Source organism: Mucilaginibacter sp. OK283, from assembly GCF_900110415.1.
Taxonomy (GTDB): Bacteria; Bacteroidota; Bacteroidia; order Sphingobacteriales; family Sphingobacteriaceae; genus Mucilaginibacter.
In genome coordinates, this window is the sequence record NZ_FODR01000001.1 from 728,444 (window position 1) to 744,203 (window position 15,760).

General features: G+C 43.9%; 9 protein-coding genes. 4 read left to right on the forward strand and 5 right to left on the reverse strand.

The genetic code is table 11. The features are described 5' to 3' along the window. Positions 1-144: 144 nt before the first annotated feature. From BMX56_RS03110 to BMX56_RS03120, 3 genes are all read right to left on the reverse strand, one after another. Positions 145-1,182, reverse strand: a complete 1,038-nt coding sequence (locus BMX56_RS03110) for an IS110 family RNA-guided transposase (RefSeq protein WP_090640634.1) — start codon at positions 1,180-1,182, stop codon at positions 145-147. A 394-nt stretch (positions 1,183-1,576) separates the two neighbouring features. Further along, complete coding sequence (locus tag BMX56_RS03115) at positions 1,577-1,942, reverse strand: bactofilin family protein (protein ID WP_090640637.1); 366 nt, start codon at positions 1,940-1,942, stop codon at positions 1,577-1,579. 142 nt (positions 1,943-2,084) lie between these two features. Continuing rightward, positions 2,085-2,957 carry a M23 family metallopeptidase gene (locus tag BMX56_RS03120; RefSeq protein WP_177183695.1) on the reverse strand — a complete coding sequence of 291 codons (873 nt, stop codon included), beginning with the start codon at positions 2,955-2,957 and terminating at the stop codon, positions 2,085-2,087. 197 nt (positions 2,958-3,154) lie between these two features. Between BMX56_RS03120 and BMX56_RS03125 the strand changes: the two genes are divergently transcribed. Continuing rightward, positions 3,155-3,565, forward strand: a complete 411-nt coding sequence (locus tag BMX56_RS03125; protein WP_090640641.1) for a BrxA/BrxB family bacilliredoxin — start codon at positions 3,155-3,157, stop codon at positions 3,563-3,565. Between the two features lie 206 nt (positions 3,566-3,771). On the opposite strand, the gene BMX56_RS03130 is transcribed toward BMX56_RS03125, so the two are convergent. Continuing rightward, complete coding sequence (locus BMX56_RS03130) at positions 3,772-6,270, reverse strand: M1 family metallopeptidase (RefSeq protein ID WP_090640643.1); 2,499 nt, start codon at positions 6,268-6,270, stop codon at positions 3,772-3,774. A gap of 138 nt (positions 6,271-6,408) precedes the next feature. Continuing rightward, a complete protein-coding gene (locus BMX56_RS03135; RefSeq protein WP_090640646.1) occupies positions 6,409-7,686 on the reverse strand; it encodes a metal-dependent hydrolase family protein in 1,278 nt (425 codons plus the stop codon). A gap of 233 nt (positions 7,687-7,919) precedes the next feature. Between BMX56_RS03135 and BMX56_RS03140 the strand changes: the two genes are divergently transcribed. The 3 genes from BMX56_RS03140 to BMX56_RS03150 all read left to right on the forward strand — a co-directional run bounded on the left by BMX56_RS03140 (position 7,920) and on the right by BMX56_RS03150 (position 15,755). Next, positions 7,920-10,682 (forward strand): ABC transporter permease, encoded by a 2,763-nt coding sequence (locus tag BMX56_RS03140; RefSeq protein ID WP_255369756.1) that lies wholly within the window; start codon positions 7,920-7,922, stop codon positions 10,680-10,682. Positions 10,683-10,805: 123 nt separating this feature from the next. Continuing rightward, positions 10,806-13,235 carry an ABC transporter permease gene (locus BMX56_RS03145; RefSeq protein ID WP_090640648.1) on the forward strand — a complete coding sequence of 810 codons (2,430 nt, stop codon included), beginning with the start codon at positions 10,806-10,808 and terminating at the stop codon, positions 13,233-13,235. 159 nt (positions 13,236-13,394) lie between these two features. Further along, a complete protein-coding gene (locus BMX56_RS03150) occupies positions 13,395-15,755 on the forward strand; it encodes an ABC transporter permease (protein WP_090640651.1) in 2,361 nt (786 codons plus the stop codon). Positions 15,756-15,760 lie beyond the last annotated feature (5 nt).

A 15,760-nucleotide genomic window follows, 5' to 3' on the forward strand; every position in this document is an offset into this window, starting at 1 on the left:
GACGCATGATTGCGTCGCTGCTTTTTTGTTCCCCTCTAGAGAGATTCTGTGTTAATTATCAAATAATTTTTAATTTTGTTTTCTTAAGGCGGCTTTATGCCAGCCTGTTTAGGGCAGTTCATTATTAATGGCTGCCCTAACCCTTTATACGACTTGAGTGTTTTCAATGGATTGATGGATATGGTTTTTCTCATATTTCTCGTTTGTTTTCCACAAAGTATATATCAGTTCCAATAGTCTTCGCTGTATTGCTACTGCGGCTTTCATTTTGATGCCGTGTTTTGATACAAGCCTGGCATATATTGCTCTAAACCGGTCATCGTATCTTATGGCGGTTAACGCAGGCATATGCATTGCTTTACGTAAATGCCGGTTTCCTTTTTTGGAAATCTTCGGTTTCTTCTTTACTGATGTGCCTGATTCTTTCTCCTCAACATCCAGCCCTCCATAGCTGGTAACCTGTCTTTTGTTTTCAACAAGATCAAATCCGTTGGTTTCCGCAATGCATATTACTACCGTAAGTTTACCTACTCCGGGTATAGTAGCTACATTAGTTATCCGCTCAGCCAGCTCTTTATCCTGTTTAATAATGGCCGCTATATCTTCTTTGATCTCTTTTTCCTGACTGTTACATAACTGAATGCGTTGCTTAAGCCTGCTTATACTTTTATCATTCGGAAAAGCTTCAGCTTGTTCGGCATGTAGCTGGTTCTTACTTACTGTACGTTCTGCAATGATCTGGTCACGTTCACGTGTAAGTTGTTTAAGGTCACGAAAAATCTTTTTAGGTTGCTGCCATACTTCATGTTTTCTTTCCAGGCCGAACTGGCAAATTGCCTGAGATGCGGTTTTATCGGTTACTGTTTTGGTATCCAGCGTGCGCATATAGTTACTGATCTTGTTGGGTAGCACTATACTTACTTCATGTCCCTGGTCTGTTAAGTAATAAGCCAGCTTCTCGTGGTAAATACCTGTAGCTTCCATTACATAACGTACGGTTACCTGTTGATCCGTATGCTTTTTAACCCATTTTTCAAGCTCCTTGAAGCCGGATAGCTTATTGGCAAATTGCTTGAATGCATAAATGGTTATTTGCACATTTTGGTCCATTCTGCCAAGGGATACTACCAGCTCATCCTGTGCTACATCAATACCTACTACCTGTTTTAAAATGTTTGTCATCACTGTGCTTTAATATGAATAATATTAAAGTGAAAACTCTTCTTCGTCTTTTCTCCTGCCGGATATCCTGGATATATCGCAAAGCAATATTCCTTACATTCTGTTCAAACTCCAAAGAGTAAAAAGGAATGAGGCAGCATCTCTCTCTCAACATACCTTAATGGTTGTTTGGGGCACACTCTGCTCTCATTCCTTCTCACTTCATAATGCAAATTTATTTGCTTATATTATGACAACAAACATAGGAGGGGCGCGCCGGATTGAGCGATGGCAGGGGTGTGTTAACCGGCGTTTATCATCAATTCATTAACACACCCCTCCGCCCCTCTCGAGAGCTACTGTGTGTACACATCTTTAAGACCAAAGGAAATGACATTGGGGATAGACGACGCTACTACTTCTCCACTACCCCCATGCTCAGCAACCCATTATAAACGCCGCCGGTTTCAACCAAAAGGGTTTGGGTGGTTATGGTGCCGGTGATTTTGCCGGTGGACCGTATTTCAAGGGATGAGGTCTGGATATCGCCGGTAACTGTACCGTAAACCACAATCTCTTTGGTATTGATATTGCCATTGACAACGCCTTTTTCGCCAAGGATAATACCTTCGTCAACAGTAACGTCGCCGGTTACCTGTCCGTCAATACGGGCAAACGCCGGGGCTTTAAAATTACCGCCAATTTCGCAGCCTTCGCTAATGAGGGTTGATATCGATTGCAGGTCGAGCGATACTTTGTCTTTTTTACCGAAAATAGCCATAGTTTTTTAGTATCAAGTAGTTAGTAGCAAGTATAAAGACCGCAGCTTTTTTACTTTGCTACCTTCCACTGTTATTTATAGTTTAGTATTAAATAGCAAGTACGACAACACTGTCTTGATACTTACTACTAACTTCTTGCTACTACTTATTAGGTGTTAAAAAATTAACCGGATTTACGGGTTTGCCGTGCCTGCGCACTTCGTAGTGCAGGTGTGCACCCGTTGAGTGGCCAGTTGAGCCAACAAGCCCGATCTCATCGCCCAGGTTTACTTCCTGTCCTACTTTTACTTTTATCTTAGACAGGTGCCCATAAACGGTCTGGATATCGTTAATATGCTGAATGCGGATGCAGTTGCCATAACCGCCGGCCCAGCCGGCAAAAACAACCTTGCCGCTGGCAGTACATTTCACCTCGTCGCCACGTTTGCCCTTAAAATCAATCCCGGGATGAAACTCGGCGCTTGCGCTATCGAAAGGATCGCTGCGGTAGCCAAAAAAGGAGGTGAATGAGCTGATGCGCGGGTAACCCATGGGGGTAAAAGCAATGGTACCCATCAGGTGGTTAAGGTAGTCATTGTACAACGAGTATACTTCGCCATCATTTAGCTTTTTGCCTTCGGCGTCGTTATCGCCGCCAAGCCCTTTGGTGCTAAAGCCTTTTATGCCCCGACGGCGCAGGTAATCATTGATTGTTTTAAGCTTACCTTCTATCGATTGAATATAACTTTGCGCGCTGCCTTGTTTAGCCTCGGCCGGCGCTGCAACCTGCGCAGGTACGGCGCCTTTTAATTTTACAATCTGGGCCATTAGCGCCTGTTTTTCAACTTCCTGTTGCTGGTTTTGCCATCTTAAATAAATAATACCTCCTACCAAAACCAGCACAACCGACAGGATGCCAAGCGCGTAATGTTTAAGATTATTAAGGTGTTTTGTTTTAATTTGTAAAGACCGTGTAGGCTGCTGGTTTTTATTAATAACAACAACGGTACTGATATCAGATGTCTTTTGTTTCATCAAAATCATAAATTAGGGTTGGCAATATAACGATAACATCGAACAAATCAATAGCCATTATAAACAAACGCCTTACGGCCTGATGGTTATAATAAAGCTACATCGTCAGTACATTGTTATTATTGCGTTTTTTAAACGGAAACTATTAATCATTTGTTATTTTTGTAGTTGATAAAATTTAAAAAAATAAACATACCATGTATCCAGAATATTTAGTTGCCCCAATGCGGGAAGATTTAACCAGGGTTGGTTTTGAGGAGTTGAAAGATGCCGAGGCGGTAAAAAACGCTATTGAAAGCGAAGGTACTGTATTTGTAATGGTAAACTCGGTATGTGGTTGCGCTGCCGCAAATGCCCGCCCAGCCGCCAGGATTGCTGCCGCAAATGAAAAACATCCCGACAAATTAGTTACTGTTTTTGCAGGTATGGAAAAAGAAGCCGTAGACGCCGCACGTAACTATATGTTGCCTTACCCTCCGTCGTCACCAGCTATGGCATTGTTTAAAGATGGTAAACTGGTACACATTATTGAGCGCTACCAAATTGAGGGCCGCCCTGCCCAAATGATTGCCGATAACCTGATTGGCGCTTTTGAGCAATACTGCTAATTTTAGGTGAAAGGTTAAAGGCGAAGGGTTAAAGGTGGGTAAAGCACATCATATTTTAAGCCAGTAAAGAAAAAGCCCGGAAGATTTGAAATCTCCCAGGCTTTTTCTTTTAATTTAAAATCTATCTTTTTTCATTTTCAAATCTTCAAATTACCAAATTTTCAAATTCTCTTCATATGCACATTTGAAATCTGAAATCTGCACATCTATTTAGCGTCGTTGATCTGTTTAATAGCATCGTCCGCAACTTTAACAGTTGCATCATCATGCATCTGCGCACGCTTTTCTTTAATGTCGGTTATAAATTTGATAGCGGGATCGGCAATACCCTGTGGTTTATATTTTATGCCAAAATCTTTAATCTGACTGATCCCTTGCTGGGCGTACTCTGGTTTTTGAACACGGCCTGCCATGGCGCTAAATTTATCGAGGGCATTATATTTAGCCTGCGGTGCAGCTTCGTCAAATTGCTTGTAAACAAATGTCCATTGGGCATCCGTGCCGCTGGTAGCGTAAACATTCATCATGGCTGCAGTAAGGCCGCCCTTGTTATCGGCTTCATAATTTTTTGCCAGGTTCATAGCCAACGCCGGGTCGAGCAAATTAATAGCGTTTAATGCAGCACCCTGTACAGCATATGACTGCCTGCTTAGTGCCTGTTTAAACAAATTCATATTACCAGACGCTTTAAGGCTGCCCAACGCGGCAATGGCCTGGGCCTGCACCAATGTATTATCATCTGTTTGCGCCAACCTGGCCAAAATAGGCTGTGCCGCATTGCGGATGGCATCATTATCCAGCTTAATTGTGCGGATGGCTTTATCCCGCAATCCATAATATTTATCGTTCAATGCTGCAATCAGAACTTTTTGCGCGTCTTTTTCGCTTTGCTTATCGGCAGCTGCATTAATGGCTTCCAATCTATCCAGGTAAAGCGGCGCGTTAAAATACTGGAAAGCAAATTCCTGCAAAGTTTTATGGTCAGTCTTTTTAGTCAGCAATATTTTATCACCGTCGACATTTACCAGGTCGGGTTTTGAGTCCAGCTTGAAGGTAAGGGTATCGTTTTGATTGTTCATCCAAACTTTATGACGTGTTTTTTTGCCGCCTGTGTAAATATCAATGGCCATTGGCAGTTTAAATATCTGCCCATCCTGGCTTTGCTGGAGGTAAACAGTTTGTGTTTTGGTAGCATCGTCCCATTTATAGCTAATGTCCAGTATAGGATGGCCTGCACCATAATACCATTGGTTAAAAAACCAATTCAAATCAAGTCCGCTGGCTTGTTCAAGGGCTAAGCGCAATTGCTGGGCTTCGCCATTTTTAAAGGCATTGGTGGTCAGGTAAATATTCAGACCTTTATAAAAAGCTTCGTTGCCTAAATAGTTGCGCAGCATATTTAATATGCGACCGCCTTTTTGATAGGTAACCACATCAAATACATCCTCCTTATCGACATAATGAAAGCGCACCAGGTTTTTGGTACGTCCATCTGGCGACCGGAAGTAGTTTTGCATATCAATATAGTTATGTTCGTCGGCTACATCATGGCCGTATTTATGTTCGGCCCAAAGGGTTTCGCTAAAGTTGGCAAATGATTCGTTTACCGTTAGGTTGCTCCAGCTTTCGGCAGTCACATAATCACCAAACCATTGGTGAAAAAGCTCATGCACGATGGTGCTGCGGCCATCGTCATAGTAAGCATCTAACAGTTCGCGGTGGGTGCCTTGCACATAAGCGCCATGCAGGGTAGCCGAGGTGTTTTCCATAGCACCGCTTACATAATCGCGAACCACAATTTGCGAGTACTTATACCAGGGATAATCTACCCCCAAAGTTTTGGAGTAAAACTCGATAGCTTCGGGTGTCATCCCGAAAATTTCTTTAGCGTATGGCGCGTACTTAGGCTCCAGGTAGTAGTTTACCTCTTTGTTGCGCCATTTATCCTTAAATATCTTAAAATCGCCAACCGCCATCATAAACAGGTACGGGGAGTGCGGCAAATCTTGTTTCCAGGTATCGGTGCGGGTGCCATCGGCGTTGTTTTTTTGCGATACCAGTTTGCCATTTGATAAGGTTACGTATTTGGATAGCACGGTCATGCTAATCTCTTCGGTAGTTTTTTGGCTTGGTTTATCAATGGTAGGAAACCATGCCGATGAGCTTTCGGTTTCGCCCTGCGTCCATATCTGGATTGGCTTATCCTTTTCGGTACCATCCGGGTTAATAAAATATAAACCTTTGGCATCGTTAATAGCTGCGCTGCCTTTTACTTTAAGCTCATTGGGTTTGGCAGTGTAATCAATGTAAACAGTATAGCTTTCGTTGTTGCGGTAAACTTTATCCAGTTTAATGGCCACGGTCAGGCTATCCTGATAAGTAAACTTCAGCGGCACGTTTTTACCGTTTTTTACGACGGCAATTGTTTTTAAGTCCATGCCTTTGGCATCCAAACGGAGTGTATCGGTAGGATAAAAATGTGGTTTTAACGTAACCCATTCCTTGCCGTACATGTAGCGTTTTTTGTAATCGAACCTGACATCCAGCTTGGTGTGCACCAAATCGTTAACCTTACGGGGTGTTTCGCGGTAAATTTTAAGGGCGGGATCTTCGGGTTGGGCCACTTGCTGGGCCTGGGATGATGTAAACGTGGCAGACAAAGCCGCGGAGAGCACTAGTGTAGATAATAGTTTCAAATCAGTCATATATGAAAAATGGTAAACAAACAGCTGCGGGCGTGTTATAAAATGAATACGCCCGCCGGGGGCAAAAAGTTTTGCCCTTTAACGCACGTAAGACGCGCGGCAAACATTAATGTTACCGCTATAAGAATTTATTTACCATTATAAGCTGTATATTTTTCCCTCTTTCATGATAAAGCTTACGTTTTTCATCGCTTTTATATCAAGTAAAGGGTCGCCGTCAACCGCAACAATATCAGCCGATTTCCCGCTGGCTATGCTGCCTATTTTTGAGCTCATTCCCAACAGATCGGCGGCGCTGCCTGTTGCCGACTTTATGGCTTCCATGGGCGTCATGCCACCCTCAACCATATACTGAAATTCGATGTAGTTTTTACCGTGCGCGTATACTCCGGCATCGGTGCCAAAGGCAATTTTTACCCCGGCTTTATAAGCTTTGGTAAACGTTTGTTGTATCTGGGGCCCTATTTCAAGGGCTTTACGGGCAATTACCGGCGGAAAATATCCCGGCATCCGGGCCGAATCGGCAACCGACTTTCCGGCGATGATGGTGGGTACGTACCAGGTGCCGTATTGTTTGGCCAGTTTAATATCTTCATCATCCATAAAAGTGCCATGCTCTATCGAGGTTACGCCACCCAGTATAGCCCTTCGTATGCCCTCGGCGCCATGGGCATGACAAGCCACTTTAAGGCCATAATCTTTGGCTGTTTCTACAACAGCCTTTATTTCGTCGATACTGAACTGTGCGCCCGACCCATCCTCGCTTAAATCCAGTACACCACCGGTAGATGCTATTTTGATTACGTCGGATCCGCGTTTAAATTGAAGCCTTACCGCTTTTATCAATTCGTCCTTACCATCGGCTACGCCTTCATCAGGCCCCGGGCGGTGGTTAAAAGCATCGTCCCTAAACCCATCCGATGGATCCATATGGCCGCCGCTCGCTGATATTGCCCTGCCGGCAGTTATTACCCTGGGCCCATCAACCAGCCCCTGCCTTATTGCTTTACGCAGGCTGATATTTACGCCGGTGCCGCCCAGGTCGCGCACGGTGGTAAAGCCAGCCATCAGGGTGCGTTTGGCAAATACTGATGCCTGGTAAGCAATATCGGCATCAGTTAATGTAAAACCCTGGATAGCTGAATTTTTATTAAATTGAGATTCAAGATGTACATGGCAATCAATTAGCCCCGGCATTACCGTTTTGTTTTGCAGGTTAATAACCTTGTCTGTAGCGGTTCCTGATGTATACCCTTTTTGAATATCGACAATGGTTTTACCCTCGACAACTATAGTTATTTGTGTTTGCGCTGCCGGCGAGGTCCCGTCGATCAGTTTTCCGCATTGGATGTAAGTTTTTTGGGCGAAGGCGGTTTCGGCAAAAAGAAGGAAAATGAGGAGTATGATTTTTTGCATATAAAGATAGGTGACTGATACTTAAGCTAATTTATGATAATTTTCCTCAAATCTGTACTGTATAGCTCAACCTTCCGTATAAAACCGAACACCAGATGTTCGTATTCGAACACCCGGCATATTTAGATCGATACAAACGACTGATTTACTGCTGTTTAAATAAATGGCACATATTTTATTCTATGTAATTAGTAGGATATAACCTGGTATCATAATTTATCTACCTGTAAGCTATGGATATAGAGGAACACGTTTGGCAACTGGCGACAAAAAAACTGGCTAACGAGGCATCGGCAGCGGAATTACGCGAACTGGATAGGCTGTTAATGGAAAATCCAAAACTAAAAACCTCCCTGATGTTAATTTTTGACTGGTGGCGGGATGAAAAAGAGGATACCACAACTAATAGTTCCTTGTTATTTGAAAGAATTCTGCAAAATATAAAACCTGAAGATACGATGGCCGGCGAAAACACCAGGGTGATGCCACCTTATTTGCCGGCCTATAAAGAACGCTATAAATCGAATAAAAGAAGTTCAATTTTAATTAATATCGGTATGATTAAAAATTATTTAAAAGTTGCGTTAAGGCAATTACAAAAGCAAAAAATGTACGCGGCTATTAAAATTGGGGGCTTTGCTTTTAGTATTGCCGCCTGTTTATTAATTGCCTTATATATCCGGGACGAAGTTAGCTTTGATAAAAACTACCCGGATGCCGATAGGATTTACCGGGTTGTGGGTGCCTATAATATAGATGCCATACATGAAAAAGGCACTTCATGGCCTGCAGTTATGGCCAAGACCTTAAAAAACGACTTCCCGGAGATAGAAAAATCGGGCCGTTTGATGCCAAACTCCCTGTTTTGGGGAGCCGGCAGCAACGAGTTGAAACGTGCCGATGGCGTAGAAAACACCCATGAGGATGGTTTTGCGTACGCCGATCAGTCGTTATTGGAGATGCTAAAAGTGCCCATGGTGTATGGCGATCTGGCACACGCCCTTACCGAGCCGCAAACCATGGTGATATCAAAAAGTAAAGCCGATAAATATTTCCCTGGCCAAAACCCGGTTGGCAAGGTGATGTACCTGAACAATAACAAAAGCAGGCCCTATAAAATTGGTGCGGTAATGCAGGATTTCCCCGCAACAACGCACCTGCATTATAACTTTTTGCTTACCCTTACCGGTATTAAATTTTGGGATGGCGAGCAGGAAACCTGGGGCGCCAGCAATTACGATGTTTATGTACTACTTAAGCCGGGCGCAGATGTTAACGCGTTAAATAAAAAGATAACCGATGGCATAATACAAGGCTATTACATACCTGATATGAGAAGGGGTGGCGATAAAAACGCGGATAGGATTGCCGGTGCTTTAACTATGTTTTTGCAAAACATCAAAGATATCAACCTATACTCTTATGATATCCGTGATGGCGTTTCGCACGGCGATATCCGTTTTGTGTGGTTGTTTGGGGCGGTAGCAGGCTTTATATTAGTGATAGCCTGTATCAATTTTATTAACCTGGCCACAGCAAAATCTGCCAACAGGGCAAAGGAGGTAGGCCTACGTAAGGTGGTAGGTTCGCAACGCAGCGGGCTGATCAGCCAGTTTTTAACCGAGTCATTAATTTACAGCTTTATATCCTTTATTATAGCCATTATTTTGGCGGCATTATTAATGCCTTATTTTAATACGCTTGCAGCAAAAACATTAACCATACCGTGGCAGCACTGGTGGTTTATGCCCACTATAATGGCTGCCGCGGTAGTAGTTGGCATACTGGCCGGCGTTTACCCCGCATTCTACCTCTCCGGCTTTAAACCGGTTGAAGTGCTGAAGGGCAAGCTGGTTGCGGGCAGCAAAAGCTCTTTTTTACGCAACGGGCTGGTGATTTTTCAGTTCACTACATCCATTATATTAATTATCAGCACGGTGGTTATTTATAACCAGATGCATTATATACTGAATAAAAAGGTAGGTTTTGAAAAAGACCAGGTGCTGATGATACAGGGCACGCAAACGCTGGAGGGCGAAGTGCAAAACTTCAAAAACGAATTACTAAAGCTATCGGCAGTAAAAAGCGCCACCGTGAGCGATTTTTTACCCGTATCGGGTACCAAGCGCAACGGCAATGAGTTTCATAATGAGGGTAAACAGAAATTGGAAGCCGGTACGGGCGGCCAGTTTTGGGATGTTGATGCCGATTATATAAAAACTCTGGGCATGACTATAGTAGCCGGCCGGGATTTTAACCCTAAACTAAAAACCGATTCGCAAGCGGTTATCATTAACCAAACCATGGCCCAAAAATTAGGCCTTAGAAACCCCATCGGCAAAAAAATAAGCAATTACGGCGCGCCTGTGCCCATTATTGGCGTGGTAAAGGATTTTAATTTTGAAACGCTAAAGGGCTCGCTTGACCCGTTGGTGATGCACCTGGGTAATAGTCCGTCTATAGTATCGGTAAAAATTAAAACCGACGACGTAAAAGGTACTTTGGCGCAGATAAATGCGGTATGGAAAAGCTTCTCGCCAAACCAGCCCATCCGCTATAGTTTTATGGACGAGCAATTTGCCAACATGTATGCCGATGTGCAGCGCATGGGCCGCATATTTACCAGCTTTACTATGCTGGCTATTATCATAGCATGCCTTGGCCTGTTTGCCCTGGCTGCTTTCATGGCCGAACAACGCAGCCGCGAAATAGGCATCCGGAAGGTGCTCGGCGCAAGCATAGCCAACATTACCCGCCTGCTCTCGCTCGATTTTGTTAAGCTGGTATTTATAGCCATACTGATAGCGTCCCCCATATCCTGGTGGGCCATGAACAAATGGCTGCAGGATTTTAACCCCAGCAACCGCATTAGCATCAGTTGGTGGATGTTTGCCCTGGCGGGGATAATGGCCATTGTAATTGCTATTTGTACCGTGAGTTACCAAAGCATCAAAGCCGCGTTAATGAACCCGGTGAAGAGTTTGAAAGCGGAATAGATCAGTCATTGGTCATTTCGCTTCGCTGTCATTAGTCATTGGCTGCCAGACGCACTAATGACTAATGACCAGTGACTAATGACAATGCACCAATGAACTAATGAACCAGTGAACCAATAAACTATGATCAAGAGTTATTTAAAAACAGCGTGGAGGTTTTTGTTAAAAAACAAAACCTTTAGTTTCATCAACATTATAGGCCTGGCTACGGGTACTTTGTGTTGCCTGTATATTTTATTGTACGTTCAGGACCAGTATAGTTATGATAAACAGCATAACGGTGTCGAAAATATTTACCGGGTGACTACCGACCTGGAGCTGACCGGCGATAAACATCATAGTGGGGCAAGTTCGCCGCCGATAACCCCGGCTATGCGGAATGACTTTGCCGAGGTAAAGCAATTTACCCGTGTGGTAACTACCGAAAAGTTTGGTGCTAAACAACACCTGCTGCGTTACAAAGAAAAGTCGTTTTATGAGAAGGATGCGCTGTTTGTAGATTCTACATTCTTCGACGTATTCAGCTACCACTTTGTGAATGGCAGCGCTACCAATGCTTTAACCGAGCCATATTCTATAGTGCTGTTCAAACCCGTGGCCGACAAGCTATTTGGTAACGAGAATGCAGTTGGAAAAATGATATCTATTGATAACTCCTTCGGCAAACACGATTATAAGGTTATGGGCGTGGTTGATGAAAGCCTGGGCAAATCGCACATTCATGGCAATATGTACATAGCGTTGAACAGCGGTGGCTTTGGCGAATCGGTACGGCAGAATGATGCCTGGGCCGGCAACAACTTCCTGTATGCCTACATTAAATTAAGGCCCGATGCCAGCGCCGTAGCACTGGAAAAAAAGCTGCCCGAATTTTTGAATAAATATGCGGCCCAACAGCTAAAAGCTATCGGCATGAAAAAGGTATTACACCTGCAGCCGGTAAACAGTATTCACACCACCCCAGGTTTTGAAAACGAACTGAGTAAAACCCTCGACCCTTCGTTTTTATTCCTGCTGATATTAATTGCCGTAATGATCCAGGTAATTGCCTGTATCAACTTCATGAACTTATCCACCGCCCGCGCCTCAAAACGCGCCAAGGAAGTTGGTGTACGCAAAGTGATAGGCGCAGGCAAAGGCGATTTAATCAAACAGTTTTTAGGCGAATCGTTCCTGCTGGCTTTTATAGGTGTTGCCATTGCATTGCCGCTGCTTATATTGCTAATGCCTTACCTTAACCAGGTTACCAGGGCTAATATCCAATTAGATTTTTTTAGTAATTACAAAATCTGGATAATGCTGTTAAGCCTTATAGCGGTTACCGGTTTGGTGGCGGGCAGCTATCCTGCATTTTACCTGTCGGCTTTCGAAGCAATTAAAGTGATCAAGGGGAATTTTACCAACCAGGTTTCGGCAACCGGCATTCGTAAATCGCTGGTTGTTTTCCAATTTGTTTTATCTATAGTTTTGGTTACAGGTATCATTGTTATCTATAGCCAACTAAACTACATCAAGAATAAAGATCTTGGCTTTGATAAAAATCAAAAGCTAATCTTCAATTTTTACACCGAAGCCTCGCAGAAAAAGATGGCTGCTTTTACCAATGATCTTAAAGAACTCTCGGAAGTAAAAGCGGTAAATAATGCGGATAACTATTTAGGGCAATTTGTACCGCATGATCACGGCGTTTTCCTGGCAGGTGGCAACATGGCTGCCGCTGTTGATGCCCAAAACATTAATACCGACGAACATTTTGTAAAAGCCAATGGCGTAAACTTAATAAGCGGCCGCGATTTCAGGCTGAACGATACCAACCGCGTATTGATCAATGAAACTTTGGCCAAACGCCTTGGCCTGGATGTGCAAAAAGCACCCGGCACCAGGCTGTACTCCCAATATGATGGCAAACCAGCCACCTTTGTTGAGATAGCGGGCGTAATGAAAAACTTTAATTACAATTCCCTGCACAGCGAGGTACGGCCCTTTATGATGGTTTACCAAAACGATCCCGGCTATTTTAATTGCATGCTGGTATCGGTAGGCAGCAGTAATTATAAAGCGTTGCTTGATAAAATATCGGCAGTTTGGCGTAAAGATTTCCCCGAGGTGCCATTTGAATATACTTTCCTGGATACCGAGGTTCAAAAACAATACGAAACCGAGATCATGCTATCGCAAATCATCAATTCATTTACGATGGTGGCTATTGTGATATCATGTCTTGGCCTCTTCGGCCTGGCAGCTTTTAGTGCCGAGCAGCGCAGCAAAGAGATAGGGATCCGTAAAGTATTAGGTGCAAGCGTAACCGGCATAGTGCAATTGCTATCGACAGATTTTTTAAAGCTGGTGATCATCGCCTTTGTAATAGCCACACCTTTGGCCTGGTGGGGCATGAGCAAATGGCTGCAGGATTTTGAATACCGCGTAACCATTAGCTGGTGGATGTTTGCCCTGGCCGGTGTATTGGCAGTAATAGTGGCCCTGTTTACCGTAAGTTTCCAGGCTATAAAAGCAGCACTAATGAACCCGGTGAAAAGCTTAAAAGCAGAATAGTATCAAGTAGTAAGTATCAAGTATCAAGACCGTTGCAGGCGATTTGGGATCAAGAATCAAGATAGCTGCAATGAACTCAATCCGAAAATCAAAAATCTTGCTACTTGATACTTACTACTTGATACTCCAAATGAACAAGTGAACTAATGAACTAACATTATGTTAAAAAGCTATTTAAAAATCGCATGGCGAAACATCGCCAAAAACAAGGTGCATACATTTATTAATGTAGCCGGGTTATCGGTTGGCATGGCGGTGGCTATGGTGATAGGGCTTTGGATATGGGATGAGTTATCGTTTGATAAGTATCATCAAAACTATAACCACATAGCCCAACTGATGACCACCCAAACGGCCAACGGCGAGACAGGCACCTTCGGGTCGACCGTGGTGCCCCTTAGCGCCGAACTGCGTACCAAATATGCGGGTGATTTTAAGCTGACCGCGCTTACCTGGGAGGGCACACATATATTAGCTGTTGGCGATAAAAAGATCTCCCAAAACGGCATGTGGGCCGAGCCCGATTTGCCCGCTATACTTTCATTAAGAATGATAAAAGGTAGTTACGCCAATTTTAACGATCCTTCATCTTTTGTACTGTCACAATCTGTAGCTATCGCCCTTTTTGGCAACGCCGACCCCATAAATAAGGTAGTACGCATTGATAACAAAGCCGATATGAAGGTAGCCGGAGTTTACCAGGATTTGCCTTATAATACCAGCTTTTATCCAACTAAATTTATGTTACCCTGGAGCAACCCGGCAAACTGGTGGAATACGCAAAGTACTGCCTGGGATAACCATGGCTGCCATTTATTTGCTTTGATGAATGAGCATGCCGATTTTGCCAAAGTATCAGCAAAGATCAGGAATATTACCAAGCCTCATTTCAAAATGAACGACGAGGTAATGCAAATACATCCCATGGCCAAATGGCACCTGTACAGCGATTTCAAAAACGGCAAAGCAGTTGGCGGCCGCATTGAGTTGGTGTGGCTGTTCGGCATCATCGGTACGTTTGTATTGCTGTTGGCCTGTATCAATTTCATGAACCTAAGCACCGCCCGGAGCGAAAAACGGGCGAGAGAAGTGGGCATCCGTAAAGCGATAGGTTCCGTCCGCTCGCAACTGATAAAGCAGTTTTTGAGCGAATCGCTGATGTTTGCATTTTTAGCTTTGGTGATTACGCTTGTTTTGGTTTTAGTTGCTTTGCCCTATTTTAATAACATTGCCGATAAGCAAATTGCTATGCCTTTTACTAATCCCTGGTTTTGGGCAGCATCTTTGAGCTTTACTTTTTTTACCGGAATTATAGCAGGAAGCTATCCGGCATTTTACCTTTCGGCCTTTGAACCAATTAAGGTATTAAAAGGGACTTTTCGTGTTGGGCGCTTTGCTTCGTTGCCGCGTAAGGTTTTAGTAGTTGTACAGTTCACGGTATCTATTGTGCTCATTATCGGCACCATTATCGTTTTCAGGCAAATTCAATTTGCACGCAGCAGACCTATTGGCTATACACGCGAGGGGTTAATTACGATTGATATGAACACGCCCGAAATTTATGGCCATTATGAAGCCATGCGGAACGACCTGATCCAAACCGGGGCGGTGGCCGACATGGCAGAATCAAACAGTTCAACAACCCAGGTATGGTCAAACAACGGTGGCTTCGATTGGGCTGGCAAAGCCACGGGCTTCGATCCAACATTTGGTACAATAGCCGTAACTTATGATTATGGTAAAACCGTTGGCTGGAAGATAATTGAAGGCCGCGATTTTTCAAGAAGTTTTCCTACTGATACAGGGGCGTTTATCTTAAACGAATCGGCAGTAAAGCTAAGCGGACTTAAAAACCCCATTGGCAAAATTATGCATTGGGCAGGTAAAAACCACGTTATAACCGGTGTGGTAAAAGATATGGTAATGGAATCACCGTACAAACCTACCGTCGCTACCGTTTTTCATATGAACCCGACTTGGGTTAACGTCATCACCTTGCGCATAAACGCTAAAATGCCCATGCGCGAAGCGTTGGGTAAAATTGAGCCCGTGTTTAAAAAATACAACCCCGGCAGCCCATTTCAGTTTAAGTTTAATGATGATGAGTACGCCCGCAAATTTAGCGACGAACAACGCATAGGCAACCTGGCAACGGTGTTTGCTGTGCTGGCTATCTTTATCAGTTGCCTTGGCCTGTTTGGCCTTGCATCATTTGTTGCCGAACAACGGGTGAAAGAGATTGGCGTACGCAAAGTATTGGGAGCATCCGTAGCAAACCTGTGGCGCTTATTATCAACCGAGTTTGTGTTGCTGGTAGTTATATCATTACTTATTGCAATCCCCGTGGCTTATTATTTTATGAACGGCTGGCTTCATCAATACCAGTACAGGTCGCCAATAACCTGGTGGATATTTGCATTATCGGGTACCGGGGCTATTGCCATTACATTAATTACAGTAAGTTTCCAGGCCATCAAAGCAGCACTGATGAACCCGGTTAAAAGCCTGAGATCTGAATAGTCGTT

Excerpts from the sequence above, each read along its gene's own strand:
- BMX56_RS03110 (WP_090640634.1), bottom strand. The coding sequence starts at position 1,182 with ATGACAAACATTTTAAAACAGGTAGTAGGTATTGATGTAGCACAGGAT.
- BMX56_RS03140 (WP_255369756.1), top strand. The coding sequence starts at position 7,920 with ATGGATATAGAGGAACACGTTTGGCAACTGGCGACAAAAAAACTGGCT.
- BMX56_RS03150 (WP_090640651.1), top strand. The coding sequence starts at position 13,395 with ATGTTAAAAAGCTATTTAAAAATCGCATGGCGAAACATCGCCAAAAAC.
- BMX56_RS03135 (WP_090640646.1), bottom strand. The coding sequence starts at position 7,686 with ATGCAAAAAATCATACTCCTCATTTTCCTTCTTTTTGCCGAAACCGCC.
- BMX56_RS03120 (WP_177183695.1), bottom strand. The coding sequence starts at position 2,957 with ATGAAACAAAAGACATCTGATATCAGTACCGTTGTTGTTATTAATAAA.
- BMX56_RS03130 (WP_090640643.1), bottom strand. The coding sequence starts at position 6,270 with ATGACTGATTTGAAACTATTATCTACACTAGTGCTCTCCGCGGCTTTG.
- BMX56_RS03115 (WP_090640637.1), bottom strand. The coding sequence starts at position 1,942 with ATGGCTATTTTCGGTAAAAAAGACAAAGTATCGCTCGACCTGCAATCG.
- BMX56_RS03125 (WP_090640641.1), top strand. The coding sequence starts at position 3,155 with ATGTATCCAGAATATTTAGTTGCCCCAATGCGGGAAGATTTAACCAGG.
- BMX56_RS03145 (WP_090640648.1), top strand. The coding sequence starts at position 10,806 with ATGATCAAGAGTTATTTAAAAACAGCGTGGAGGTTTTTGTTAAAAAAC.